The following is a 24,801-nucleotide window of genomic DNA, read 5'->3' on the forward strand; positions in this document are numbered from 1 at the left end:
TCCCGACAAGTTCGCGCCATGAAAAACAGACCCTGAAAAACAGACCGCGAAAACATAAACAATGAAAAAACTCAGCTGCGACCCCGCCGACCCCGGTTTTGTCCAAAATCCTTATCCGTTTTACGATCACCTGCGTGAGGCGGGTCGCATGGTGTGGTGGGAGGACTTGGGCCTTCCGGTGATTGCGGGCTATGATGGCGTGTCGATGGCGCTGCGTGACGCGCGGTTTGGCCGCGAGGCGCCAAGCGGGTTTGAGCCCGACATCCCGGTGCATCTGCGCCCGTTTTATGACATCGAAGACCATTCGATGTTGGAGCTTGAGGGCGACCGGCACAAGCGGTTGCGCGGGCTGGTGCTGCGGGCGTTTACGTCCCGGCGGATCAAGGGCTTGGTGCCCGATCTGGAAGAGATCACCAATGATTTGATTGACCACTTCCCGCAAGATGCGGATTTTGACCTGTTGCCCGCCTTTTGCAAAATGGTGCCGGTGCGGATTATTTGTCGGCTTTTGGGCGTGCCCGAAGCGATGAGCGAACAGCTTTTGGGGTGGTCCAACGCCATGGTCGCGGTCTACACGCCGGGGCGCACGATTGAGATCGAGAGGGCGGCGGCAACCGCCGCCACCGAGTTTGCCGCCTTTATGCGCGGCTATGTTGACGAGCGCCGGTCCAGCCCCGCCGACGATCTGATCACCAGTCTGATTGCCGCCGAGGAAGAGGGTGAGAAACTGTCAACCGATGAGTTGATCACCACCTGTATCCTGTTGCTCAATGCCGGGCATGAGGCGACGGTGCACAGTCTTGGCATCGCGGTGAAGACCCTGCTTGAACATCACACCCCGCGTGAGATGATCATGGACGGGCGCATTGACGGGGTGATCGAAGAGGTGATCCGCTTTGATCCGCCGCTGCATCTGTTCCAACGCTGGGTCTACGAGGACACCACGTTTTTGGGCCAAGCGTTGAAACGCGGCGACAAGATCGGGCTTTTGCTCGGCGCGGCGGGGCGTGATGATGACGCGTGGGACGATCCTAATGTGTTTGATCCGACCCGTCCGGTGAAACAAAACATGGCCTTTGGCGCCGGTATTCATTTTTGCGTCGGCGCCCCCTTGGCGCGGCTTGAATTGCGGGTGGCCCTGCCGATCCTGTTTGCCCGCTGCCCCAACCTGCGCCTGCTTGAGGTGCCGCGCTATGCCCAGACCTGGCATTTTCATGGGCTGGAACGGCTCATGGTACGAACCTGATGGCGCGTTTGACATCTTTCCTTTGATCCCAACCCAAGGTATCCCTGCCCCATGGCAACCGTACTCGATAAAATCAAAGCCTATAAACTCGAAGAGGTGGCTGCGGCAAAGACCGCCGTGCCGCTCTCGGAGTTGGAGGCGACAGCCAAGACCCAAAGCCCCGTGCGCGGCTTTGGCTTGGCGCTGCAACAGGCCGCCACAACCGGCTATGGGTTGATCGCGGAGGTCAAAAAGGCCTCCCCCTCCAAGGGCTTGATCCGGCCGGATTTCGATCCGCCCAGCATCGCGCGCGCCTATGAGGCGGGTGGCGCAACCTGCCTGTCGGTGCTGACCGACACGCCGTCCTTCCAAGGCGCACCGGAGTTTTTGGTGCAAGCCCGCGCGGCGGTGTCCCTACCCGTCTTGCGCAAGGATTTCATGTATGACCCGTATCAGATCACCGAGGCCCGCGCTTGGGGGGCAGATGCGATCCTGATCATCATGGCCTCGGTGTCCGACGCGCAAGCGGTTGAGTTGGAAGATGCCGCTTTTGCATGGGGCATGGATGTGTTGGTCGAGGTGCATGACGCCGAGGAATTGGAACGGGCACAGGTGTTGAAATCGCCGCTTCTGGGCATCAACAACCGCAATCTTAAGACCTTTGAAACCACATTGGACACCACCCGCATGCTCTCCAAACTCGCGCCGCCCGAGCGCACACTAGTCTGCGAAAGTGGGTTGTTCACCCCCGAAGATTTGGCCGACATGGCAGGATATGGCGCGCGCTGTTTCCTCATTGGCGAAAGCCTGATGCGGCAAGACGATGTCGAGGCCGCCACCCGCGCGCTTTTGGCCAACCCAGCCCCAGCCACGCTGTAACGGAGGCGCGCTTATGGCCGAACTCACCCATTTTGACGACTCTGGCAACGCCCATATGGTCGATGTTTCCGGCAAAGCGGTCACGGATCGTTTGGCCGTGGCGGAGTCTTCGGTCACGATGACGCCTGAGACGTTGGCCTTGGTCGTGCAAGGCACGGCGAAAAAGGGCGATGTGTTGGGTGTCGCACGGCTTGCGGGCATCATGGCGGCGAAAAAGACCGCTGATCTGATCCCTTTGTGCCATCCTTTGCCGATCACCAAAGTGACCTTGGATTTGACCCCTGACGAGACCCTACCCGGCGTGCGCATCCGCGCCACGGTGAAAACATCGGGGCAAACCGGCGTGGAAATGGAGGCGCTCACCGCCGCCTCGATTGCCGCCTTGACCATCTACGACATGCTCAAAGCCGCCGAAAAAGGCATGGAAATCGGGCCAACTCGATTGCTGCGCAAAGAGGGTGGAAAATCCGGGGTGTATGAGGCGGGTCAATGATTTCTGTCGCGGAAGCACTCGACAAAATCTTTGCCCTGTGCAGCCCACTTGAGCTGGAAACCGTGCCGCTGCGCCACGCCCATGGCCGCGTCTTGGCCGAGGATGCCGTGGCCAAACGCGACCAGCCGCCCTTTGCCTCTTCGGCGATGGATGGCTACGGGGTGTTGGACCTTGATGTGCCCGTGGGGGCGCAGTTCACCGTTGTCGGTGAATCCGCCGCAGGTCACGGGTTTGACGGCACGTTGTCCAAAGGCTGCGCCATACGCATTTTCACTGGCGCGCCGGTGCCTGAGGGCGTCACCCGCGTGATCATCCAAGAGGACGTGACGCGCGAGGGCGATGTCATCACCGTCACCGAGACCTTGTCAGAGAACACCAACATCCGCCCCCTTGGCGGCGATTTTCGCGTCGGTGACCGGGTCACGGCCCCGCGCCGCCTGAGCGCGCAAGATGTGGCGCTTTTGGCCGCGATGAACATTCCCGAGGTCCGCGTCAGCCGCCGCCCCGTCGTGGCCCTGATCGCCACGGGCGACGAATTGGTCATGCCGGGCGAAACGCCTGGGCCGTCGCAAATCATCGCCTCGAATTCTTTCGGCTTGGCCGCGATGATCGAAGAGGCCGGCGGGATCGCGCGGATGTTGCCCATCGCGCCCGACAATGAGACCGCGTTGCGCGCAACGTTTGAGTTGGCCCAAGGCGCGGATGCGATCGTCAGCATCGGCGGAGCCTCGGTGGGCGATCATGATTTGGTTGGCAAGGTCGCCGCTGACATGGGCTTGGATCGGGCGTTTTACAAAGTGGCGATGCGGCCCGGCAAACCTTTGATGGCGGGGCGGTTGAACGGGGCTTTGATGATCGGCCTGCCGGGCAATCCGGTGTCCTCTTTGGTCACGGCCAAGCTGTTTTTGATCCCCGCACTCTGCGCAATGCAAGGCCTGCCCGCCGCCCCTGCCCCGCACCATAAAGCCCCGCTTTTACAGGATATTTCCTCAAACGGTCCGCGGGCTCATTATATGCGGGCGCGGCTTGAAACCGGCGGCATTCGCCCCTTTGAGCGCCAAGACAGCTCGCTGATGTCGATCCTGTCCTCGGCCAATGTGCTTTTGGTCCGCCCGCCGCTTGATCCGGCGCGCATATGCGGAGAAATCGTCACCTATATTGCGCTCTGAATTTTACTCAGGCGCCTTTTGATAAAATTTTCCAAATCGACCGTACGTTTTAACGCCGAATTAACCAAGCTCCCATCTTCTCTCCGCAACAGGCCCAAAGCCGCGCGGTCCAAAAGGAGAGGAACGTTGACACATTTCGGGAACGACGGTAGAACATTATTAGAACATGGTGCAAAACCCGTCTGGGGACTCGCGGACAATGGCGGACCTGTCGCCTTTGGACAAAAGGGCCAGATTGGGCGTAATGACCAATTAACGATGCGGATTTCGGGCGTGATCCCGTCCGTGCCGGTGCATTGGGTCAAAACGCTTTCGGGGGATGCCGTGACCCACGGCCCGATCCAATCGGGACCAAACGATCCCGAACCGGGGAAGAGGACCGAGCAGATGCTGACACGCAAACAACTCCAGCTGTTGGAATTTATCAACACGCGGATGCACAAGGACGGCGTACCACCCTCCTTTGATGAAATGAAAGAAGCGCTGGATCTGCGCTCGAAATCGGGCATTCACCGCTTGATCACCGCTTTGGAAGAGCGTGGATTTATTCGCCGCCTCGCCCACCGCGCCCGCGCTATCGAGATTGTGAAACTGCCCGAATCCATGGGGGGGCCATCGACCGCGCCGACCTCCGCCGGATTTTCACCGCGCGTGATCGACGGCGACCACCCCAACAGCCCGCCGCCGAGCCATGCTTTGGATGTGGAGGTGGTCTCTGCGATCAACCTGCCGATCATGGGCAAAATTGCCGCGGGCGTGCCGATTGAAGCGGTCTCTGACGGGACGATGAACGTGGCTGTGCCGGGGTCAATGCTTTCCGGCCACGGCAATCACTATGCACTTGAAGTCAAAGGCGAATCCATGATCGAGGCCGGGATTAACCACGGCGATATTGTGGTCATCCGCGAGACCTCAAGTGCCAACAATGGCGACATCGTTGTGGCAATGGTCGAAGGCTATGAAACCACGCTCAAACGCTACAAACGCCAAGGCGATATGGTGGCTTTGGAGGCGGCGAACCCGGCCTTTGAAACCCGCGTATTGCCCGCCCATCAGGTCGAGGTACAGGGCAAACTTGTGGGCCTGATCCGCAGCTATTGATCGCGCATTGCTAAAACCGCCATCAAAGTCCCCTTTGGTGGCGGTTTTTTATGATTTCGTTTCCGTCATGTTTTTCGTTTCCGTCGGTTTATTGCCTGTTCGCCAAACGCACCGTATCGGGGGCAAACCGTGCTCCCAAAACCATGGGCGGTAATGCATCGCGCACCTCTCGCGCCTCGCCCCCGCGCGGCCCACGCAAGGCGGGCGTGTTCCAAAGGCGCACACCGGAGGTGGCATAGGCCGTGCGCATCTCCACCGTCTCGCCCCGAGGCGAGAGCGCCAAAGCGCCGCTTTGACGTAGGAAACCAACATCCACCAAAAGACAGCCCTCCGGCACTGCCTCCTGCCAAATCTGGTTGATCACCACGAAATCATGGTCGACACAGGCCCTGCGGGTGGCCTCCTGCCAGCCTCGTCCGCTGACATGGGCGATGCTCAGACCGGGCAGGTCCAAAACCGGCATATCGCGGGCGGCGGCCGTGATTTGATCGGCAAAATCGCCGTCATTCTCCAACCAGACAGAGGCGACAAAGCCCGCGCCTTTGGCTTTGTTCAGCACCCGCCCCTCGGCCCCGATCCGACCGATCAAACTGCCATCATCCGAGATCAAAATCGCCGGGCGATCCGCCATGAACCAAAGCACAAACCCGGCCAACACCGGCAAGATGCCCAAAAGCTGTCCACGCCCACGCCAAAGGATAACAAAAATCCCACCGATCGCGATGAGAGGCAAGGTCTCGGGCGGCGGGGCGGCAAGGTGACTGACCGCGCCGTCCCAGCCCGAGACCGTATGAGCCACCGCCAAAATCCACCGGATGCCACCGCCCATAATGGCAAGGGCAAGGCCTTGAAGCCCGAGGGGCGTCAGCAGGAGTGCTAAAATGGCGGCGGGCATGATCACAGCACCCATCATCGGCACGGAAATGACATTGGCCAACAGGCCGAAATCCGCGATGCGATTGAAATGCGCGGCAGCAACCGGAGCGGTGGCGATCCCCGCCACGGCAGAGGACAGAACGACCGTGGCAATCCCGCGCAGCCAAGTGGGCCAGCCCGACATCAACCGCAATCGACGCACGATAGTGAAGACCGCGACAAGGGCGGTGGTGGCGGCAAAAGACATTTGAAACCCGGGTTCGGGCAGGACTTCGGGGCGCAACACGAGGATCAGAAGTGCGGCAATGGCGACGGCGCGTAAGGAAATGGCTTGGCGGTCCAACAGCACGGCGACAAGCATGACCGAAACCATGACAAAAGCGCGTTCGGTGGCGACGTTGAAGCCAGAAAGCGCGAGGTAAAACAGACCTGCGGCCAAGGCACCGGAGGCGGCGATTTTCTTGAGCGGCCAAGTAAGTGCTGCGCCGGGAATCATGGCGAGGCAGAGGCGCAGGGCAAAGAACACGGACCCGGTCAAAAGCCCCATATGCAGACCTGAAATCGCCAAGAGATGCGACAGGTTGGCCCCGCGCAGGGCCTCGGCCGTGTCCAAGGTGATGCCGGATCGGTCGCCGGTGAGGATGGCGGCGGCGAAGGCACCGGGTTGGCCGGGGATTTGGGATTGGAGCGCCGAGGACAGGGTTTGGCGCAGACGATGGACCCAAAGCGTGAGCGAGCGATCGGTGTCAGCGATGCGCAGGGCGGGCACGCGGGCGTAACCCACCGCCCCCAGTTTGTCGAACCAGGCCATGCGTTGAAACTCGAACGCGCCGGGTTCAGCGGGGCCGGAGGGCGGCGACAAATGGGCGGTCAGTGCAAGGCGCATACCGGGTTCGGGGGCGACAAAGCTTTGGTCGCCATACAGCGAAATACGGACCTTATAGGGCGTGCGGTCCGGGGAAAAGTTCCGCAACGTGACCCGATCCAAAGTCAGGCGCAGGGCGTCGGAGGCGGAGCGGTCGATATGGATCACCCGCCCCTCGACCGGGCCGTAATAGCGGAAGGTCAGCACCGGCTCAGCGACCATATGGCTGCGCAACCCTGCCGCGAAAAAACCCATTGAAACCGTCAGCATCGCGATCAACAGAGGGGCTACGCGCGGCGGGGTTTTGATCAGGGCCAAAAGGCCCAGGATGACCCCGGCGAGGATCACGCCCAGCAGGGTGACCGAGGGCTCCAGAGGTTGGGCGAAAAACACGCCAATGCCGATGCCGAAACACACGGGCAGCCAAAGGAAAAGCCGCCCGCGTTGCGCGTCGACGATATCGAGAGGCACCTGTGCAATGAGCGTGAAGAGGCGCACCCTTGTTTCCCTATCCCCGTTCCCTTATTCCGTGCTCAACACCTGTCTGCCATCATGGCGCAATCTTGGTTACCAAAGGGTTAATTCTCGCATGTCCGCCACCTCTTCCGCATCCGCCAAAACCTCTCCTGTCGTTACCCGTATCGCCCCCTCGCCCACCGGCGATATGCATATCGGCACCGCCCGCACAGCCCTGTTCAACTGGCTGTTTGCGCGCGGCCATGGTGGCACGTTTTTGATGCGGATCGAGGACACGGATCGGGCGCGGTCTACCCCCGAGGCAACGCAGGGCATTTTGGACGGGATGGCGTGGCTGGGCCTGGACTATGACGGCGAGGCGGTAAGCCAATTCGAACGCGCCGGGCGCCACGCCGAGGTCGCGCATCAGATGTTGGCGGCAGGCACCGCCTATAAGTGTTTTGCCACCCAAGAGGAGATCGAAGCCTTTCGCGAGGCAGCGCGGGCGACGGGCACATCCACGCTCTACCGCAGCCCGTGGCGTGACGCCGACCCAAGCACCTACCCCGATGCGCCCTATGTGATCCGCATGAAAGCCCCGCGCGAGGGCGTCACCGTGGTGCAAGACGCTGTGCAAGGCGAGGTGACGTTCAAGAACGAATTGCTTGATGACATGATCGTGTTACGTTCGGATGGCACACCCACCTATATGTTGGCCGTGGTCGTCGATGATCACGACATGGGGGTGACCCATGTGATCCGTGGAGATGACCACCTGAGCAACGCTGCACGCCAGATGACGATCTATACTGCGATGGGCTGGCCCCTCCCGGTTTATGCCCATATCCCTTTGATTTTTGGGCCTGATGGCAAGAAAATGTCGAAACGCCACGGCGCGACCGGGGTCAAGGAATATCAGGCCATGGGTTACCCCGCCGCCGGGATGCGCAACTATTTGGCACGGCTGGGCTGGAGCCATGGCGATGATGAGTTTTTCACCGATGCGCAGGCGCAAGAGTGGTTTGAACTGGATGGAATCAATAAGGCTCCGGCACGGTTTGACACCAAAAAACTTGAAAACATCTGTGGTCAGCATCTTGCGGTGATGGAAGATGCCGAAATCTTGGGCGAAATCATCGGCTATCTTGCCGCCGCCGGTGAGACAAAATTGACGGATGCACAGCAAACGCGGCTTTTGGCGTCTCTGCCGTTTCTCAAAGGCTCGGCCAAGACATATCCGCAACTCATTGAAAAAGCACGATTTGCCTTGGTGGATCGACCTGTTTCGATGGATGAAAAGGCGCAAAAACTGGTGGGTTCAGTATCCAACGGTATACTGGAAGAATTGACGCCGCACCTGCAAAGTGTTAGCTGGGAGCGCGACGCGTTGGAGGAGGCTGTCGGCCGCGTTATGGAGGCGCAAGAGATCGGGTTTGGCAAGGTGGCCGCGCCTTTGAGATCCGCCCTCGCTGGCCGCAGTGCAACCCCAAGCGTGCTTGATATGATGGTGGTTTTGGGCCGCGACGAAAGCCTCGCCCGGATCGCGGATTTTATGGCAAGTGAGCCTGAACAAACGGGCGGGACTGCTTAATTTGGCCGAAAGACCACCTGAGATCAGGGTCACTTCGGCATGTGGTGACCGAAGCGTTTTGGTGACGGTCACATGAGATTTATGCCGAGGCTGGACAGGCTTCGGACGCCCGTAGGGTAAGGCCTCGCAGAATATGCGCCCCCCTCGCCCGCGGGATCGGAACTGGAACCAGATATGAGGTTCCCAAGCCAAGACGGTGCCCGAGAGTTTCTTGGGCGCTCGCCTGATCACCAACGGCCCTTTGGCGTCTGCAGACGCGGATCAAAAGGGCACCGTTGCCAACCGAAGGAACGACCATGGCAGACACTCAAAAGACCGCGACCCTGACGCTTGACGGCAAGACTTTCGATCTTCCGATTTATTCGCCCACCGTGGGGCCTGACGTGATCGACATCCGAAAACTCTACGGCCAGGCCGGTGTTTTCACTTACGATCCGGGCTTTACCTCCACCGCCGCCTGCGACAGTGCCATCACCTTTATCGACGGGGACGAAGGCGTTCTTTTGCACCGGGGCTACACCATCGGTGAACTGGCCGAAAAATCGCATTTCCTCGAAGTGTGCTACCTGTTGCTTTACGGGGCCCTGCCGACCGCGAAAGAAATGGAAGACTTCGAGGCGCTGGTGACCCGTCACACCATGGTGCATGAGCAGATGCATAAATTCTTCACCGGCTTCCGTCGTGACGCGCATCCGATGGCCATTATGGTCGGTGTTGTCGGCGCCATGTCTGCCTTCTACCACGACTCGATCGACATCGCCGATGCGCATCAGCGCGAAGTGGCGACCATCCGTTTGTTGGCAAAAATGCCGACGATCGCGGCGATGGCCTATAAATACACAATCGGTCAGCCGATGGTCTACCCGCGCAACGATTTGGATTACGCGTCCAACTTCTTGCACATGTGTTTCTCGGTCCCTGCCGAAGAATATGTGGTGAACCCGATCCTGGCCCGCGCCATGGACCGGATCTTTACGCTGCATGCCGATCACGAACAAAACGCTTCGACCTCGACCGTGCGTTTGGCCTCCTCTTCGGGTGCCAACCCGTTCGCCTGTATCGCTGCGGGCATCGCCTGTCTTTGGGGTCCGGCGCATGGTGGTGCCAACCAGGCCTGTCTTGAAATGCTGCGCGAAATTGGCACCGTGGACCGTATCCCGGAATACATCGCCCGCGCCAAGGACAAGAACGATCCGTTCCGCCTGATGGGCTTTGGTCACCGCGTTTACAAAAACTTCGATCCCCGCGCGACGGTGATGAAACAGTCCGCCGACGAGGTTTTGGAACTCTTGGGTGTGGACAACAACCCGACGCTTCAGGTCGCAAAAGAGTTGGAAAAACAAGCGCTTGCCGATCCGTATTTCCACGACAAGAAACTGTTCCCGAACGTCGATTTCTACTCCGGCATCATTTTGGAGGCCATGGGTTTCCCGACTGCGATGTTCACCCCGATCTTTGCGCTCTCGCGCACCGTCGGCTGGATTTCGCAGTGGAAAGAGATGATCGAAGATCCGGCGATGAAAATCGGTCGTCCGCGTCAACTTTACACCGGCGCAACCGAACGCCCCTATGTGAATGTCGAAGACCGCTAAGATCCTGTCGATTTTCTGAAAAATGCGAAACCCGCTTCAAAAGAGGCGGGTTTTTCTTTGAGTTTTTTGGCAACTATGGAAACGGATCACGCCGAACCCGCGCGGCGACGCGAGAGCCGCAATCCGTCACGCATGTTGAAGCTCAAAAGCGTGATGGTGGCGGCGCCAGCCAACGGCTCCACCGTCTGGATGCCCCAATAAGGCAGCCCGCCCTGCCCTTGCATCGCGAGAGGCAAGAGGATGAGCGCAGAGGGCACGAGGAAAATGATCCCGTTGAAAGCGATGATCTTCATCCGCTTTTGTTTGGCGCCGATCAGCGGCCCGCGCAGGTTCTGGCCGAGGCGATTGCCGGATAAACCTGTCAGGATCAGCATCGGAATGAGCGCCCAAAGACCCCAGGCGATACCGGTTTTTGCCATGACGATGAGGTATTTATCCCCGATTACAATCATCGTGACCGTGGCAGCCCAGAAGGTCGCAATGATCAGGAGGGCCGCCGCCCCGAAGGCAGCATGGAATTTGGGCAGCATGGTGAGTCTCCACATTAATAGCTTGCTATATATATTTGCATAGCAAGCTATATTGTGAAAAACAAGCCTCATGACACAGACTAAATTTTCCCGCGCGCACTCCGAAGGCTATCAGGTGAACCACATGGCCCGGCTCTTCATCCGTGCCATTCAGGACCGGATCAAACCACTGGGCCTGTCCACCGGCACCTTCCCCGTGATGCTGGCGCTTTGGGAGAAAGAGGGCCAAACGCAGCGCGAGCTGGTGCGGGAGCTGGGCGTCGAACAGGCGACCATGGCCAACACGCTGTCGCGGATGGAGCGGGACGGTTTGGTGATCCGGCGCGCGCATGAGGCGGATGCACGGGTGCAGACCGTCTGGCTGACGGAACGCGCGCGGGGGCTCAGAGACCCTGCGATCGAGGAGGCGACTGAGGTCAATGATCTGGCGACCCAAGGCATGAGCGATCAGGAGCGCGCCGATTTCACCGCGCTGATGGCAAAGGTCGTCGCAAACCTGTCTGAGACTTAACGACCTTCATATTTGGGTTTGCGCTTTTCCAAAAAGGCGATGACACCCTCTTTGAAATCGCGGGTTTGGCCGCAGTGGTTTTGCAACTTCGCCTCAAGGGTCAATTGCTGGGCCAGAGTGTTGTCATAGGAGGCATGCATGGCCTCTTTGAGGTGGCGATAGGACACGGTCGGGCCCTTGGCCAGATACCCGGCCCGCGCGCGCCAATGAGCGTCGAAATCGGCGTCAGGCACGGCCTCGTAAATCATACCCCATTGCATCGCCTGAGCCGCCGAAATTTCATCGGCAAACAGCGACGCCCCCATGGCACGCGCCAGCCCGACCAAACGTGGTAAAACATAGGTGCCACCCGCATCCGGGATCAGGCCGATGCGCGAAAAGGCTTGAACGAAGACCGCGGATTGGCTGGCGATCACCACGTCACAGGCCAGCGCCAAAGAGGCCCCTGCCCCTGCCGCAGCGCCATTGACAGCGGCGATGGTGGGCACCGGACTGTCATGAATGGCGTGGAGCATCGGCTCATATTCATCGCGCAGCGTACGTTCCAGATCGGCGGTGGCGGCATTCACCCCATCGCCCAAATCCTGACCGGAACAAAACGCGCGGCCCTCGCCGGTCAACACAACCACCCGCGCCGATTTGGCGGCGTCGCGCACCGCATGGGTGATTTCCGCGCGCATCTGGGTGTTGAGCGCATTCATCACCTCGGGGCGATTGAGGGTGACGACGGCAATGTCGTCCGCCTGCTCAAAGCGAATTGTGTCGTACTGCATGGACGTCTCTCTCCCTGATTGGTTGCCCCAAAGATAGGCATCGCGGCGCCAAAAGGAAGAGAGACGCTCCGTCATCGTGCAAGTTTCATGACTGACGTCTCATCAAAGACCAAACAGCGCGGAACTTCGGTCAGGCACATCGGGGTTGGCCTGCCGTCTGCGCATCACGGCGCGGATCACCGCCAAGGCGGTTTCATCGGGGCGCGCCTCAAGGCGGATGTAGCGCGAGCCATCGCGGTTGCGTTCCAAAAGCCCGTCCTCAATCAAAGAACGGCGGATTTGGGCGGCATCGCGAAAGGTGGTCATGGTGTCGAACAGATCGGAAATCTCGCGCTCAGAGAACACGTGGCGCGGCGGCACCTGAGCCCAGAGCGCCCAAAGCCCGTGTTGACGAACCTTGCGTTTGGTCGACCATGAGGTCAAACGCCCAGTCTCATCAAACCTCGCCAAAGCGCGTGACACGGCCCGTCCTTCGGCGGCCATGATCGGTTCGACGCCGATTTGAGTGGCTTTGAGATGTTGAAAATTGCGATAGCCCCCGGCGCGGGCAATCGCATTCAACAGCGATTGATGCGGCGGGGCCGTGTCGCCCAGATCGGATTTGAGCGCACGCGCAAAGGCGGACACGTCGGGAAGGGTGAGTGAAATCACGTCACGAGTCATCGGTTCTCTCCGTTGATCGCGTCTGTTACATCGTGCGGGAGCTGTCCTTGCCACGCTCAAGACGCGCGGAAACCGGGAGTGTTCAAAGGCTTAAACAGGTTCAGCGTATTTCCATGTGGAAACGACAGCGACTCGGTGAACTGCGGACCGTGGCACGGGTATACAAAACCCCGCCCTGCGATGGCAAGCGGCGGGGGTTTGAGTATTTGGATCACGATAAAAGACGCGGGATTTAATCGTTCAAAAGCGCCTGTAGCCGCTTTTCTTCGTCATCGGTCAGCTCGGATTGTTCGGGTTCCGATTGCCGACGACGCAAAAAACCAAAACCGATGCCAAGCGCGATGATCAACATGGCGGGGCCTGCGATCCACAGGAGTTTATTGGCCCCGGTCAGGGTCGGCTTCAACAGCACATATTCACCATAACGATCGACGATATAGGCCACGGTTTCCTCATTGCTGTCGCCCGCGACAAGGCGTTCGCGGACCAAAAGCCTCAGGTCTTTGGCCAGAGTCGCGTTGCTCTCGTCGATGTTTTCATTGCGACACACAAGACAGCGCAGCCCTTGAGAAATCTCACGGGCGCGCGATTCCATCACCGGATCGGGCAGAACCTCGTCGGGTTGCACCGCGTAAAGTGGCGTGGCGAGGAGCAGCGCGAGGGCAAGGATCAGGCGTTTCATTCGGCGGGCACTCCTTTTGGGGCAGAGGCCAGCGATTTTTTGCGCGCGCCCGCCGCGACCCGGTAACGGCGATCCGTGAGGGAGAGAACGCCGCCAAAGGCCATGATCAACGTGCCGCCCCAAATCCAGTTGGCCAGCGGTTTGATATAGGTGCGCACGGCCCAGCCACCGTTGGATTGCACATCCCCGATCACCAGATAGACATCGCGCAAAAAGCCGTTGTCGATCCCGGCCTCGGTGGTCGGCATTTGCGCCACCGGGTAGGAACGTTTTTCGGGGTGCAACGTGGCGACTTTTTGGGGGCCTTCAAACACCGACATGGCGGCCATGGTGGTGAGGTAATTCGGCCCCTGTTTGCGTTCGACCGCATCAAGCGTGATGGTGTAGCCCGCGACATCAAAAGTTTCACCAATCTGCACGACACGGATGTCTTCGACAGTCCAGGCCGTCAGCCCGGCGATGCCCGCGATGGTGATGCCGAGGCCGCCATGAGCGAACAAGCGCCCCCAATCGGCGCGCGGCAGACGGAACAGCCGCGACAGATTGCGGTTTTTACCGAGCTTCAGAACGATGTCTTGGATGGCGCCCGCAACGACCCAAGTGCCAAGGCCAAGACCGATGGGCGCAAGGAGGGTCTTTTGCGTTTGCATCGACCAGATCAGCCCCATGACCGCAAGCGTCAGGATCAGCGCCGGGATGAGCCTTTTCAGCGCCGCCCCAAGGCGCGCGCGTTTCCACGGCAGGATCGCGCCGATGGGCAAGACCACGGCCAGCATGGTGAAAAACGGCGTGAAGGCGGCGTTGAAAAACGGCGCGCCGACAGAGAGTTTGCGCGCCCAGAAGGCTTCGGCCACCAAGGGCCAGATTGTGCCGGTGAAGACAACCAGAGCCGCAACGGCAAGCAGGATGTTGTTCACCACCAAAGCGCTTTCGCGCGAGACCATGGAGAACACGCCCTTGGCGCTCATCACATTGGCGCGCAAGGAGAACAGGAGCAACGCACCGCCCATGAAAAAGGCCAAGATCATCAGGATGAAAATGCCGCGTTCGGGATCATTGGCAAAAGCATGAACCGAGGTGATCACGCCCGAGCGCACGAGAAACGTGCCAATAAGCGAGAAGCCGAAGGCCAAAATGGCCAGCAAAATGGTCCAGCTTTTGAGCGCCTCGCGTTTTTCCACAACGATAGCGGAATGCAGCAGCGCGGCAGCAAAAAGCCAAGGCATGAAAGACGCGTTTTCGACCGGATCCCAGAACCAAAAGCCGCCCCAGCCAAGCTCATAATACGCCCACCACGAGCCAAGGCCGATGCCGATGGTGAGGAAAATCCACGCCGCCAAGGTCCAGGGACGCACCCAGCGGCCCCATGCGGCATCCACCCGGCCTTCGAGCAAAGCGGCGACGGCGAAGGAGAAGGTCATCGAGAGACCAACATAGCCGAGATAGAGGAACGGCGGGTGAAAGGCGAGGCCCGGGTCTTGCAACAGCGGATTAAGGTCTTCGCCATTCATTGGAGGGAATTCGAGACGAGTGAACGGGTTGGACGTGAACAGGATAAAGGCCAGAAACGCCAAACCAATCGAGCCTTGAACCCCCAAAACCCGCGCCCGCAATGTGTCCGGCAGGTTGCTGCCAAACAGCGCCGCCGCTGCACCGAAAAGGGCCAAAATCAGCACCCAAAGCAACATCGAGCCTTCGTGGTTGCCCCAAACGCCGGAGACTTTGTACAGCATCGGTTTGAGCGTGTGCGAGTTGGCCACCACCACTTTGAGCGAGAAATCCGAGGTGACGAAGGCGTAGGTCAACGCGCCAAAAGAGAAGGCAATCAACACAAGTTGCACCAAAGCCGCCGGTTCGCCCACGGCCATCAGGGCTCGTTTGCCCATTTGCGCGCCCCAGAGCGGCAAAACGGTTTGAGCGATTGCCACGACAAAGGCCATGACGAGGGCAAAATGTCCTAGTTCTACGAGCATGTGCGTCTCCCTTTTGCGACTGTTCTACCCGGTTGTGGGCGACCCGCCAATGGGCTGCGCGCGCATGTCGCAAGCGGATGCAACGAGACCCGCGACCAAAGCACAAGAAAAAGGGGCCAAAGCGGCCCCTTTTCCGTCTCACCCCACCCCCTTGTCGCTAAAGCAACAAAAGGACCCCAAGAGAGACAAACAACGCGCCAAACACCGGCCAAAGAAAGGCGAGGCCGCGCAGACCAAAGGAGCCTTGGATCACCGAAAAGTGAAGCACCGCCCCGGAGATCAGCAGTGAGAGGAACAAAAACAACGCCGCCGCTTCGGCTCCCCATGCCGGATTGTCAGCGATTTGCATCAACCACCACCAGCCGATGGTCAATCCAGACCCCGCCCACGACAGCGACATGCCAAGCGCCAAAGGCGTGGCGCGCACCTGCCAGAGCCATAAAAACGTCACCGAAATCAGCAACGCCATCAAGGCAATGGCCCCGTAGGCGATCAACATTGCCTGTTCATATCCGACGGTCTGCACCGCCAAAAACGCCGCTACGACAACCACGGCGTAAAGAATTGCGACCTGTTTCATTGTTCAAGCATCTCCTTGACGACCGCGTCCAATGCGGCGGCGGCCTCGCGGTTTTGGCGCAACGCCGTGGCAAGGGCTTCGCCCCACCAGAGCCTGCGAAGTTTGGTCCACATCTTGCGAAAGGGATCTGTCATCACGTCATCCCCTCGGCAGCCGTTCGCGGATCATCGTGGTCATTTCCACCAAAATCTGCGTGTTTTTGTTGAGCACATCACGGGTCGCCTGATCCTTTTGCGCATCGCGATAGAGCAGGAAAAACACCATCAACACCCAAGGCCCGTGTTCAGAGACAGCGGCAATCAACGCATCACTCATTCCGGCCCCCTTTCCAGGCCTCAAGGGCGGGATTCTCCGCCTCTGCCCCCGGCACATAGATCGGCTTGGCCTCCCAAGAGGGGTGAGATGCCACAGGCGGAACACCCTGCCCCTGCGCCCCCGCTTCAAGCGCCTTGAGCGCCGCGATATTGGCGGTCACAATCGGGGCTTGCGCCACAGTGGCAGCGACAGAGCGTTGAAACTCTTGCGATTTCACCTGATAGCGGGCACCAAAGTAGAATGACACGATGGTGCCCAAAAGCCACCACAGCGGCTCCGGGATCAGCGCGATTCCCTGCATCCTTGAGGCAAACCACAGCGGATCGACCATGGCCGAAACGCACAGCCCGATGGTGCCAAAGGCCATCAACGGGCGAGGCACGCGATTGAGCGCATCCATCAGCCGATCAAACGCGCCTTTGCGTTCCACCGCAAATTCGGCGGCGAATTGTTGCATCGCGGAACTGCGGTAATTGGCCTCGCGCACCGCGCCCGCCTCTTTGTTTTCGAAAAACACTTCGGCCGTGTCTTTGACCAGATTGCGCCCGTCGCCAAAGATCACCGCGAACAGCCTGCCGATTATCCCCATGACGCCACCCGCGCTGCATGCTCAGAATCTGTCAGGTGATAACGCGGCGAGATAAAGTCCTCCGCGCGGGTGATCCAGCCGCCTTTGCCGCCCTTGCGTGTGCGCGCGTATTTGCGTGAGGTCGGGCGGCGATCTGCCAGAGCGTAATAGTAATTGCGCCGGGCAATGCCGTAAGCGTCGGCCAAGTGATGCGGGGCCAAAGATTGCGCAATATGCGCGGCCTCGATGGTCTGCGGCCCAATCGCCCCATCCACCGCAATCCTCTGACCCATATCGGTCAAAAGCCGCTGCAAAATCCGCACGGCAGTGCCGCCCGCGTTGACATACATGTCAAACACGCTGGCTTGCAAAACCGGGGGCAATTCGTCGATGCGGGGGCGGTGAAAGTAATGTTCGACAAAAATGTCGCGCGCCTGAACCCGCGTCAACTTGCGCAGGTCGGATGTCGTCACCCGCCCATCGCCATCCACATCGACGCCAAGCGTGCGCATCGTGCCGATGGTGACGCCATATTTGGTTGCCCCGCCCGGATCGTCGGGGTCGTTGACGTATCCGCCCTCACGGGCAATGATCTCGTCTGCGATCTGTTGTACTGTTTTCATATGCCTCAATCCCACCAATTGATGGGATCAAGGTTGCGCAAAAAGGTTAACGCTCGTGGACTTGAGCGCGCGGGCACGATTTTACGATTTATTCAGAAAGACTTAGCTCTCCGGCTCTTTGTAAAGCCCCTGCTCTTTCAATGCGTCCACAACCTCTTTCGGCATATAAGACTCGTCGTGTTTGGCCAGGATTTCGGTTGCCACAAACACCCCGTCTTGCAGGCTGCCGGTGCCGATCATACCCTGATTTTCGTCAAACAAATCCGGCAAAACACCCTCAAAGCGCACCGGAATCGTCTCATTGGTGTCTGTCACGCTAAAGGTCACATGGGTGCCCTCACCGCGCACCAAACTGCCCTCTTCGACCAACCCGCCGATGCGAAAAATCTCGCCCGCGCGCGGTGGTTCTTCGACCACTTGCGTGGGCGAGCGAAACAGATTGATGCCATCGCGAAAGGCATAGCCAATCAGCGACACGGCCACCACAAGGGCCACGGCGGCAATCGCAATCACTTGAATGCGACGGGTCTTTTTCAGGGTCTTCAAACCGGCCATGGCGTCCTCCTGTGAGACAATGTTACGGATACATCGGTGCGTTCATAAGACCGGCGGTCTCATCGAGCCCAAGCATCAGGTTGGCGTTTTGGATCGCTTGACCAGACGAGCCTTTGGTCAGGTTGTCGATCACCCCCACCACGATGGTCCGGCCTTGGATACGATCCTCCACCACGCCAATATGACAGAAATTTGAGCCGCGCACATGTTTCATCGCCGGCACCTGCCCTAGTGGCAGCACTTTGATAAACGGCTCGTTCATATAGGCATCAGCCAGCGCGTAATGCACCGCACTCGCCTCGCCCTGAACATAGGCAGTGGCCAAGATGCCACGGGTGGCGGGGATCAGATGCGGGGTGAATTGAATGCGTACATCGCGGCCCGCGACCAGGGAGAACTCCTGATCAAATTCGCCCAAATGCCGGTGTTTTCCGCCGACCGAATAGCCAAAGCTGTTGTCTTCAAGCTCGCCGAACAAAAGATGCTCTTTCAGCGCCCGCCCAGCGCCGGAGACCGCCACTTTGAGATCCAAAATGATCTGATCGAGGTCGATCACCCCGGCGCCAATCAAAGGCCGCAGGATGAATTGCCCGGTCGCGGCGTTACAGCCGGTCCCGGCCACAAGCCGCGCGGTCTTGATCTGATCGCGGTAAAATTCGGTCAGGCCGTACACTGCCTCTTTTTGCAACTCGACCGCAGAGTGCGGTTTGCCGTACCATTTCTCATATTCAGCCGGGTCACGCAGCCGGAAATCGGCAGACAGGTCCACCACTTTCGTCGTCGCAGGCAGCTCTTTGATCACCGCTTGGGAGGTCGCATGGGGCAGCGCGCAAAAGGCCAGATCGACATTTGCAAAATCAATATCCTCGATCTTGCACAGCGCCGGAAGGTCCATGTGGCGTAGATGCGGATAGACATCGGCCATCGCCATGCCCGCCTTGCGATCACCAGACAGCGCCACGATCTCCATCGACGGATGGGTGGCGATCAAACGGACAAGCTCGGCCCCTGTATAGCCGGACGCGCCCAGAATGGCGATTTTATGGGTCATCGGTGTCTCTTTCGTGCATCGAGCCTCTGAGAGGCTCGGTTGAACTCTAATCTAGGGAGGAACGCGCCCCGCCGCAATTGCGACAGGACCGCGCGGGGTATCAAACGGGTCACTCTTTGGCGATCACGCCTTTTGAAACGTGACCGGTCGTCGCAAAAACTGCGTCGCCCCGCGGGAGACCTTGGCCGGGTCACCCGTGGTCAGGAACATCGACTCGGTGCCGGTGCCAATCATCTTTGGGTGGCGTTTGAGGTAATCCTCAAGGCTCGCGGCCACCAGATTGGCCTGAGAATAGACTTTCACCTCCGCGCCCAACGCATCTTGGAACACGTCTTGCATGATCGGATAATGGGTACAGCCCAAAATCGCCGCGCCCGGATGCGGCATTTTGCGTTTGAGCGCGTCCACATGCGAGCGCACCAAAGCATCCGCCAGGATCATATCGCCGTCCTCAATCGCATCCACGACACCGCCACAGGCCTGCGCCTCGACATCGACTCCAATGGCACGAAACGCCAATTCGCGTTGAAAGGCGCGTGAGGCCACGGTCGCGGGGGTGGCAAACAGCGCCACATGTTTGACCTCGACTTCGCGCGGTGGCGAATTGTCGCCCCATTGCCGTTCGGTCAACGCCTCGATCAGCGGCACAAAGACGCCCAACACGCGCTTGTCCGAAGGAATCCAGCTTTCCTGCATCCGCCGCAACGCCGCAGCCGACGCGGTGTTACAGGCCAGAATCACCAAATCGCAGCCCGCCGCCCAAAGCCGCTCCACCGCCGCCGTGGTCAGATTGTAGAGGTCATCCGCGTCGCGCACGCCATAAGGGGCATGGGCATTGTCGCCGAAATACACAAAAGGCACGTCTGGCAACCGCTTGGACACTGCATCCAAAACCGTCAGACCACCCAACCCGCTGTCAAAAATACCCACTGCCATGTTCAATACCGGTCCTTTAGACCCTTGTTTAATATCGGTCTTTAAGACCCTTGCGGGGTTTGGCCCCGTGTTTGATTTCAAACTCGTACCCCAAAGCCGGATTTGGCATCGGGGTTGAGGATAAGGCATAGGTCTCGGCGCGCAGAAAATCCATCAACTTTTTCGGGTCACCCTTAAATTGTGCCAATTTTTCCGGCCCGATCGGTGCTCCCACCGACACCCGCACGGGTGCGCCGATTTTGGCGCGGAATTCCCGGATCAAAAGCCCCATCCTCAGGGTCGTGTGCAGGTGGCTGGCCAATTGAAACAGCCGCGAATTGGCCCCGTCGAAATAGAGCGGCACCACCGTCGCCCCGGATTTTGCCACCATCTTTGCCGTAAAGGCCCGCCAGCCCGGGTCCATCGGCCGTCCCATCGGGCGCGCCGCCGTCGACACCGTGCCACCCGGAAAAATCCCGATGCATCCGCCTGCGTCCAAATAGGACAGTGCCTCCTTGCGCGTCGCCAGATTGAGCGCCACTGCCTCTTTCGTCTCTTCAAACGACACTGGCAGGATCACGCGGTCAATGTCTTCGGCACGTTTAAACACGCTATGGGCCAAAATCCGAAAATCACCCCGAACCACGGACAGGATATGCCCCAACATCAACCCGTCCAAAATGCCATAAGGATGATTGGCTACAATGATCAAAGGTCCGGTAGCTGGAATCGCATCCAACGCACCGTTGATCACCTCAAGCTCCAACCCATAGCGTTCAACCATCACCGCCCAGAAATCGCGCCCCTCGGCGACATCAAGGTTATACCCCTTCGCCCGCCGGATCAGCGACAAGCGCCCCGTCGCATTCTCCATCAACCGGATCAGAACCCGCCCCGTGCGCGTGCCCGCAGAACTGGCATAGGAAATATCGCGCGCCACCTGCCGCTCGCTCCATTTGGCCTTTTGCCATTTGGCCGTCGGACTGTGCCTCAGTTGCTCTTGCATGGCCCTACTGTCCCTTCCGTTCGCGGTCCACGACTATATCGCGTCCACGCCCAAAGGCCAATCGGCACGAACCCGCCAATGCACTGCCTTAAAAACTTGCATTTCCTTCGCTCGTCTCTGCCAATTTGTGTTAGCGCAATGCATTCCTCTTGCGATCTGTGCGAAAAACGCGAATGAAACGCCCAAATGACCTCACACCCACATTATGTTAGCGTAGGGTAGATGTGTGAGACTTAAATATGTGTGGTCTTTTAACAGGTGACGGGTATGGACTGGGACAAACTTAGAATTTTTCACGCCGTGGCAGACGCGGGATCGCTGACTCATGCAGGGGATACCCTGCATTTGAGCCAATCGGCCGTGTCGCGGCAGATACGCTCGCTCGAAGAATCACTCGGCACCACCCTGTTTCACCGACATGCCCGTGGGCTGATCCTGACCGAACAGGGCGAATTGCTGTTTGACGCCACCCGCTCCATGGCCAAACGTCTGGACGCCGCCGCCGCGCGCATTCGCGACAGCGAAGAAGAGGTTTACGGCGAATTGCGTGTCACCACCGCCACCGGCTTTGGCACGCTCTGGCTCGCGCCGCGCCTCTCCAAACTCTATGCCAAATATCCCGAGCTCAAAATCGACCTGATGCTTGAAGAACGCGTGTTGGACCTGCCGATGCGTGAGGCCGATGTGGCGATCCGCATGAAAGAACCGTCTCAGGCCGATCTGATCCGCAAACGGCTGATGAACATCCGGATGCGCCTGTTTGCCACCAAGGAATATCTGGCCGAACACGGCACACCGCTCACCATGGACGATCTTTCCACCCATCGGTTGATCTGCCAAAACCCGAACGCCCATCAAGTCGCCGCTGGCGCGCGGTTGGTCGAAGAGTTGAATGAACATGACATCCGCTCGAAACTTTTCGTGAACAATTATTTCGGCGTGCTTCAGGCCGTGCTCAACCATTTGGGGATTGGTGTTTTACCCGATTACCTTGTCGAAAGCGCGCCGGATCTTGTGCGTGTACTGCCCGATTTGGAAAGTGGCGAAGTGCCGGTGTTCCTCGCCTACCCCGAAGAATTGCGTCATTCCAAACGGATCGAAGTGTTTCGCGACTTCATCACCGAAGAAATCAGCGCCCATCGCAAGAACATGCGCGACGACGAAGGATCACACTGATCCGCATCTTTGACTTTTTGGTCAATGTTTTGCCGAGGTTACGCGAGCTATGCGCAATCAGCATATCGGCATTGCGTGAAATGTGATGGAAATACCTTGAACCGTTCACAAACCGCCCCTAAATGCATCAATGAAGCCGCCGAATGAGGCAACTCCTAGCGGCTTTACCTCCCTGTTGGACTTGGGCCGAGCTTTTGCTCGGCCTTTTTTTTGACCGCCACCTTATGTGACCCCCGATTTTTTGACCCACGACTTTATTTGGCCGTCGCCATGCTCTGTCTCGGCGTCTCTCGCGGATTTGACATGTGCCTGCGCGCGCCTCACCAACACTCCTCCTCCAACACTTCCCCTCAAAGCACAGCTCCGATACCCCACAGCGCCGTTTAGCCCCTTCCCCATTGGCCCCACTTGCCCTAAGAGAACGCGGGAAAGACAGCTGCCGCCGAGGGACATACTATGACCGAGCCAATGATCACCGAGGACCTGATCGCCGCCCACGGGCTCAAGCCGGACGAATACGCACAAATCCTGCGTATTCTGAACCGTGAGCCGAGCTTTACTGAGCTTGGGATTTTCTCGGCGATGTGGAACGAACATTGTTCCTATAAGTCCTCAAAAAAACACCTGCGCGGATTGCCCACAACCGGCCCGCAAGTGATCTGTGGTCCGGGCGAAAACGCCGGTGTCGTCGATATTGGCGACGGTCAGGCCGTGGTGTTCAAAATGGAAAGCCACAACCACCCCTCCTACATTGAGCCTTACCAAGGCGCGGCCACGGGTGTTGGCGGTATTCTGCGCGATGTGTTCACCATGGGCGCGCGTCCGATTGCGGCGATGAATTCGCTCTCCTTTGGTGTCAAAGATCATAAGAAAACCAAACAGTTGGTCCACGGCGTCGTCGAAGGTGTCGGCGGCTATGGCAACTGTTTCGGCGTCCCCACCGTGGGCGGCGAAGTCCGCTTTCATGCCGCTTATAACGGCAACTGCCTTGTGAACGCTTTTGCTGCCGGTCTCGCCGATGCCGACAAAATCTTTTATTCTGCCGCCTCGGGCGTCGGTATGCCCGTGGTCTATCTGGGGGCCAAAACCGGCCGTGATGGCGTCGGTGGCGCGACCATGGCCTCGGCTGAATTCGATGACACGATCGAAGACAAACGCCCCACCGTTCAGGTCGGCGATCCGTTCACCGAAAAATGCCTGATGGAAGCCACGCTTGAGCTGATGGTCACGGGCGCTGTGATCTCGATCCAGGACATGGGCGCGGCGGGTCTGACCTGTTCAGCGGTTGAAATGGGCGACAAGGGGCACCTTGGTATCCGCCTTGACCTTGAAAACGTGCCACAGCGCGAACCCAACATGACCGCCTACGAGATGATGCTCTCCGAATCCCAAGAGCGCATGTTGATGGTGCTCAAGCCCGAAAAAGAGGCCGAGGCCCGCGCGGTGTTTGAAAAATGGGACCTCGATTTCGCCATCGTCGGCGAAACCATTGCCGAAGACCGCTTCTTGATCATGCACAACGGCGAATGCAAAGGCGATTTGCCGCTCTCCACTCTGGCCTCCTCTGCGCCCGAATATGATCGTCCGTGGGTGCCGACGCCTGCCGCCGAACAGGTCGCAGATGTGCCGCAGATTGATCCGATTGATGGTCTCAAGGGTCTGATCTCCTCACCGAACTATTCGTCCAAAGCCTGGGTTTACGAGCAATACGACACTCAGGTCATGGCCGACACCGTGCGCGCGCCAGGTCTTGGTGCGGGCGTGATCCGCGTCCATGGCACCGGCAAGATGCTGGCCTTCACCTCCGATGTGACACCGCGCTACGTCAAAGCCAATCCGGTTGAGGGCGGCAAACAGGCGGTGGCCGAAGCCTATCGCAATCTGATCTCCGTCGGCGCGACCCCCTTGGCGACCACCGATAACCTCAACTTCGGCAACCCGGAAAAGCCCGAGATCATGGGCCAGTTTGTCGGCGCGCTCGATGGCATCGGTCAGGCGGTGTCCTTCCTCGACATGCCGATCGTGTCGGGCAACGTCTCGCTGTATAATGAAACCGACGGCGAGGGCATCCTGCCGACCCCGACCATCGGTGCCGTGGGTCTGATCGCCTCCGAGGACGATCTCATTTCCGGTCTGGCGCAAAATGGCGATGTGGCTGTTTTGATTGGCGAAACCCATGGTCACCTCGGCCAATCCGCGCTTTTGGCCGAAGTCTTCCACCGCGAAGATGGCGATGCGCCGCATGTTGATTTGGCAACGGAAAAACGCAATGGCGAATTCCTGCGCACCCATGGCAAACTGATCAACGCGGTCACCGATCTCTCCGATGGCGGGCTGGCTTTGGCGGCGTTTGAACTCGCCGACGAGGCTGGCGTTGGCGTGCATCTGGACAGCGACGACACCGCCACGCTCTTTGGCGAAGACCAAGCCCGCTACCTCGTGGCCTGCACCTTTGATCAAGCCGAAGCCCTCATGGTCGCGGCAGGTCAAGCCGGGGTTGCCATCTCCACGGTTGGCAAATTCGGCGGCGATACCGTCAGCATGGGTGGTGCCTCCGCGCCTCTCGCGGAGCTTTCCACGATCTACCGCACCAGCTTTGGCGAGATCTTCGGCTAAGTCTTTCGCCGCGAGAC

General features: G+C 59.1%; 25 protein-coding genes. 10 read left to right on the forward strand and 15 right to left on the reverse strand.

From position 1 onward, the window contains the following. The first annotated feature begins 61 nt into the window (after positions 1–61). From B30_RS07735 to lexA, 5 genes are all read left to right on the forward strand, one after another. Positions 62–1,246, forward strand: a complete 1,185-nt coding sequence (locus B30_RS07735; protein ID WP_009571488.1) for a cytochrome P450 — start codon at positions 62–64, stop codon at positions 1,244–1,246. 51 nt (positions 1,247–1,297) lie between these two features. Next, positions 1,298–2,104 carry an indole-3-glycerol phosphate synthase TrpC gene (gene trpC, locus B30_RS07740; protein ID WP_009571489.1) on the forward strand — a complete coding sequence of 269 codons (807 nt, stop codon included), beginning with the start codon at positions 1,298–1,300 and terminating at the stop codon, positions 2,102–2,104. 13 nt (positions 2,105–2,117) lie between these two features. Then, on the forward strand, positions 2,118–2,597 hold the full coding sequence (gene moaC / locus B30_RS07745) for a cyclic pyranopterin monophosphate synthase MoaC (protein WP_009571490.1): 480 nt from the start codon (positions 2,118–2,120) through the stop codon (positions 2,595–2,597). Next, positions 2,594–3,766, forward strand: coding sequence for a molybdopterin molybdotransferase MoeA (locus B30_RS07750; RefSeq protein WP_009571491.1), 1,173 nt, complete (start codon positions 2,594–2,596; stop codon positions 3,764–3,766). The genes moaC and B30_RS07750 overlap by 4 nt, the downstream gene beginning before the upstream one ends. 387 nt (positions 3,767–4,153) lie before the next feature. Continuing rightward, on the forward strand, positions 4,154–4,867 hold the full coding sequence (lexA, locus tag B30_RS07755; RefSeq protein WP_009571492.1) for a transcriptional repressor LexA: 714 nt from the start codon (positions 4,154–4,156) through the stop codon (positions 4,865–4,867). A gap of 88 nt (positions 4,868–4,955) precedes the next feature. On the opposite strand, the gene B30_RS07760 is transcribed toward lexA, so the two are convergent. Then, positions 4,956–7,106, reverse strand: a complete 2,151-nt coding sequence (locus B30_RS07760; protein WP_009571493.1) for a ComEC/Rec2 family competence protein — start codon at positions 7,104–7,106, stop codon at positions 4,956–4,958. Positions 7,107–7,197: 91 nt separating this feature from the next. On the opposite strand from B30_RS07760, the gene gltX reads away from it, so the two are divergent. Next, the gene (gene gltX, locus B30_RS07765; protein ID WP_009571494.1) at positions 7,198–8,655 is read left to right on the forward strand and encodes a glutamate--tRNA ligase; all 1,458 of its coding nucleotides are present in this window, start codon (positions 7,198–7,200) and stop codon (positions 8,653–8,655) included. A gap of 296 nt (positions 8,656–8,951) precedes the next feature. Then, entirely contained in the window at positions 8,952–10,247 is a 1,296-nt protein-coding gene (gene gltA, locus B30_RS07770) for a citrate synthase (RefSeq protein ID WP_009571495.1), read from the forward strand. An 86-nt stretch (positions 10,248–10,333) separates the two neighbouring features. On the opposite strand, the gene B30_RS07775 is transcribed toward gltA, so the two are convergent. Next, positions 10,334–10,777, reverse strand: a complete 444-nt coding sequence (locus tag B30_RS07775) for a hypothetical protein (protein ID WP_009571496.1) — start codon at positions 10,775–10,777, stop codon at positions 10,334–10,336. 70 nt (positions 10,778–10,847) lie between these two features. On the opposite strand from B30_RS07775, the gene B30_RS07780 reads away from it, so the two are divergent. Continuing rightward, positions 10,848–11,288, forward strand: coding sequence for a MarR family winged helix-turn-helix transcriptional regulator (locus B30_RS07780; protein WP_009571497.1), 441 nt, complete (start codon positions 10,848–10,850; stop codon positions 11,286–11,288). Here B30_RS07780 and B30_RS07785 read toward each other — a convergent pair. From B30_RS07785 to B30_RS07835, 13 genes are all read right to left on the reverse strand, one after another. After that, complete coding sequence (locus B30_RS07785; protein WP_009571498.1) at positions 11,285–12,061, reverse strand: enoyl-CoA hydratase-related protein; 777 nt, start codon at positions 12,059–12,061, stop codon at positions 11,285–11,287. The genes B30_RS07780 and B30_RS07785 overlap by 4 nt on opposite strands. Before the next feature lie 102 nt (positions 12,062–12,163). Continuing rightward, a complete protein-coding gene (locus B30_RS07790) occupies positions 12,164–12,724 on the reverse strand; it encodes a DUF2087 domain-containing protein (protein WP_009571499.1) in 561 nt (186 codons plus the stop codon). Between the two features lie 232 nt (positions 12,725–12,956). After that, positions 12,957–13,406, reverse strand: a complete 450-nt coding sequence (locus B30_RS07795; protein ID WP_009571500.1) for a cytochrome c-type biogenesis protein — start codon at positions 13,404–13,406, stop codon at positions 12,957–12,959. Next, positions 13,403–15,379 (reverse strand): heme lyase CcmF/NrfE family subunit, encoded by a 1,977-nt coding sequence (locus tag B30_RS07800; protein ID WP_009571501.1) that lies wholly within the window; start codon positions 15,377–15,379, stop codon positions 13,403–13,405. The genes B30_RS07795 and B30_RS07800 overlap by 4 nt, the downstream gene beginning before the upstream one ends. A gap of 157 nt (positions 15,380–15,536) precedes the next feature. Then, positions 15,537–15,959: a hypothetical protein gene (locus B30_RS07805; RefSeq protein WP_009571502.1), complete on the reverse strand. Its 423-nt coding sequence runs from the start codon at positions 15,957–15,959 to the stop codon at positions 15,537–15,539. Beyond that, the gene (locus tag B30_RS22130) at positions 15,956–16,093 is read right to left on the reverse strand and encodes a hypothetical protein (protein ID WP_157789798.1); all 138 of its coding nucleotides are present in this window, start codon (positions 16,091–16,093) and stop codon (positions 15,956–15,958) included. The genes B30_RS07805 and B30_RS22130 overlap by 4 nt, the downstream gene beginning before the upstream one ends. 4 nt (positions 16,094–16,097) lie before the next feature. Further along, a complete protein-coding gene (locus B30_RS22355) occupies positions 16,098–16,274 on the reverse strand; it encodes a hypothetical protein (RefSeq protein WP_176832808.1) in 177 nt (58 codons plus the stop codon). Beyond that, the gene (locus B30_RS07810) at positions 16,267–16,863 is read right to left on the reverse strand and encodes a holin family protein (RefSeq protein WP_009571503.1); all 597 of its coding nucleotides are present in this window, start codon (positions 16,861–16,863) and stop codon (positions 16,267–16,269) included. The genes B30_RS22355 and B30_RS07810 overlap by 8 nt, the downstream gene beginning before the upstream one ends. After that, positions 16,854–17,465: a holin-associated N-acetylmuramidase gene (locus tag B30_RS07815; protein WP_009571504.1), complete on the reverse strand. Its 612-nt coding sequence runs from the start codon at positions 17,463–17,465 to the stop codon at positions 16,854–16,856. The genes B30_RS07810 and B30_RS07815 overlap by 10 nt, the downstream gene beginning before the upstream one ends. Positions 17,466–17,567: 102 nt before the next feature. Further along, a complete protein-coding gene (ccmE, locus tag B30_RS07820; protein WP_009571505.1) occupies positions 17,568–18,011 on the reverse strand; it encodes a cytochrome c maturation protein CcmE in 444 nt (147 codons plus the stop codon). 31 nt (positions 18,012–18,042) lie between these two features. After that, positions 18,043–19,071, reverse strand: coding sequence for an N-acetyl-gamma-glutamyl-phosphate reductase (argC, locus tag B30_RS07825; protein WP_009571506.1), 1,029 nt, complete (start codon positions 19,069–19,071; stop codon positions 18,043–18,045). A gap of 123 nt (positions 19,072–19,194) precedes the next feature. After that, positions 19,195–20,007 carry a glutamate racemase gene (locus tag B30_RS07830; protein ID WP_009571507.1) on the reverse strand — a complete coding sequence of 271 codons (813 nt, stop codon included), beginning with the start codon at positions 20,005–20,007 and terminating at the stop codon, positions 19,195–19,197. 28 nt (positions 20,008–20,035) lie between these two features. Further along, the gene (locus tag B30_RS07835; RefSeq protein WP_009571508.1) at positions 20,036–20,992 is read right to left on the reverse strand and encodes a lysophospholipid acyltransferase family protein; all 957 of its coding nucleotides are present in this window, start codon (positions 20,990–20,992) and stop codon (positions 20,036–20,038) included. A gap of 267 nt (positions 20,993–21,259) precedes the next feature. Between B30_RS07835 and B30_RS07840 the strand changes: the two genes are divergently transcribed. Continuing rightward, positions 21,260–22,168 (forward strand): LysR family transcriptional regulator, encoded by a 909-nt coding sequence (locus B30_RS07840; RefSeq protein ID WP_009571509.1) that lies wholly within the window; start codon positions 21,260–21,262, stop codon positions 22,166–22,168. Between the two features lie 456 nt (positions 22,169–22,624). Further along, the gene (gene purL / locus B30_RS07845) at positions 22,625–24,784 is read left to right on the forward strand and encodes a phosphoribosylformylglycinamidine synthase subunit PurL (protein WP_009571510.1); all 2,160 of its coding nucleotides are present in this window, start codon (positions 22,625–22,627) and stop codon (positions 24,782–24,784) included. The last annotated feature ends 17 nt before the right edge of the window (positions 24,785–24,801 follow it).

Source organism: Celeribacter baekdonensis B30, assembly GCF_000299875.1.
Taxonomy (GTDB): Bacteria; Pseudomonadota; Alphaproteobacteria; order Rhodobacterales; family Rhodobacteraceae; genus Celeribacter; species Celeribacter baekdonensis_A.

Excerpts from the sequence above, each read along its gene's own strand:
- B30_RS07750 (WP_009571491.1), top strand. The coding sequence starts at position 2,594 with ATGATTTCTGTCGCGGAAGCACTCGACAAAATCTTTGCCCTGTGCAGC.
- gltA (WP_009571495.1), top strand. The coding sequence starts at position 8,952 with ATGGCAGACACTCAAAAGACCGCGACCCTGACGCTTGACGGCAAGACT.
- B30_RS07810 (WP_009571503.1), bottom strand. The coding sequence starts at position 16,863 with ATGGGGATAATCGGCAGGCTGTTCGCGGTGATCTTTGGCGACGGGCGC.
- B30_RS07775 (WP_009571496.1), bottom strand. The coding sequence starts at position 10,777 with ATGCTGCCCAAATTCCATGCTGCCTTCGGGGCGGCGGCCCTCCTGATC.
- B30_RS07735 (WP_009571488.1), top strand. The coding sequence starts at position 62 with ATGAAAAAACTCAGCTGCGACCCCGCCGACCCCGGTTTTGTCCAAAAT.
- B30_RS22130 (WP_157789798.1), bottom strand. The coding sequence starts at position 16,093 with ATGACAGATCCCTTTCGCAAGATGTGGACCAAACTTCGCAGGCTCTGG.
- B30_RS07790 (WP_009571499.1), bottom strand. The coding sequence starts at position 12,724 with ATGACTCGTGACGTGATTTCACTCACCCTTCCCGACGTGTCCGCCTTT.
- B30_RS07805 (WP_009571502.1), bottom strand. The coding sequence starts at position 15,959 with ATGAAACAGGTCGCAATTCTTTACGCCGTGGTTGTCGTAGCGGCGTTT.
- moaC (WP_009571490.1), top strand. The coding sequence starts at position 2,118 with ATGGCCGAACTCACCCATTTTGACGACTCTGGCAACGCCCATATGGTC.
- B30_RS07835 (WP_009571508.1), bottom strand. The coding sequence starts at position 20,992 with ATGCAAGAGCAACTGAGGCACAGTCCGACGGCCAAATGGCAAAAGGCC.
- B30_RS07785 (WP_009571498.1), bottom strand. The coding sequence starts at position 12,061 with ATGCAGTACGACACAATTCGCTTTGAGCAGGCGGACGACATTGCCGTC.
- argC (WP_009571506.1), bottom strand. The coding sequence starts at position 19,071 with ATGACCCATAAAATCGCCATTCTGGGCGCGTCCGGCTATACAGGGGCC.
- lexA (WP_009571492.1), top strand. The coding sequence starts at position 4,154 with ATGCTGACACGCAAACAACTCCAGCTGTTGGAATTTATCAACACGCGG.
- B30_RS07780 (WP_009571497.1), top strand. The coding sequence starts at position 10,848 with ATGACACAGACTAAATTTTCCCGCGCGCACTCCGAAGGCTATCAGGTG.
- B30_RS07815 (WP_009571504.1), bottom strand. The coding sequence starts at position 17,465 with ATGAAAACAGTACAACAGATCGCAGACGAGATCATTGCCCGTGAGGGC.
- purL (WP_009571510.1), top strand. The coding sequence starts at position 22,625 with ATGACCGAGCCAATGATCACCGAGGACCTGATCGCCGCCCACGGGCTC.
- B30_RS07795 (WP_009571500.1), bottom strand. The coding sequence starts at position 13,406 with ATGAAACGCCTGATCCTTGCCCTCGCGCTGCTCCTCGCCACGCCACTT.
- B30_RS07840 (WP_009571509.1), top strand. The coding sequence starts at position 21,260 with ATGGACTGGGACAAACTTAGAATTTTTCACGCCGTGGCAGACGCGGGA.
- B30_RS07830 (WP_009571507.1), bottom strand. The coding sequence starts at position 20,007 with ATGGCAGTGGGTATTTTTGACAGCGGGTTGGGTGGTCTGACGGTTTTG.
- trpC (WP_009571489.1), top strand. The coding sequence starts at position 1,298 with ATGGCAACCGTACTCGATAAAATCAAAGCCTATAAACTCGAAGAGGTG.
- B30_RS07800 (WP_009571501.1), bottom strand. The coding sequence starts at position 15,379 with ATGCTCGTAGAACTAGGACATTTTGCCCTCGTCATGGCCTTTGTCGTG.
- B30_RS22355 (WP_176832808.1), bottom strand. The coding sequence starts at position 16,274 with ATGAGTGATGCGTTGATTGCCGCTGTCTCTGAACACGGGCCTTGGGTG.
- gltX (WP_009571494.1), top strand. The coding sequence starts at position 7,198 with ATGTCCGCCACCTCTTCCGCATCCGCCAAAACCTCTCCTGTCGTTACC.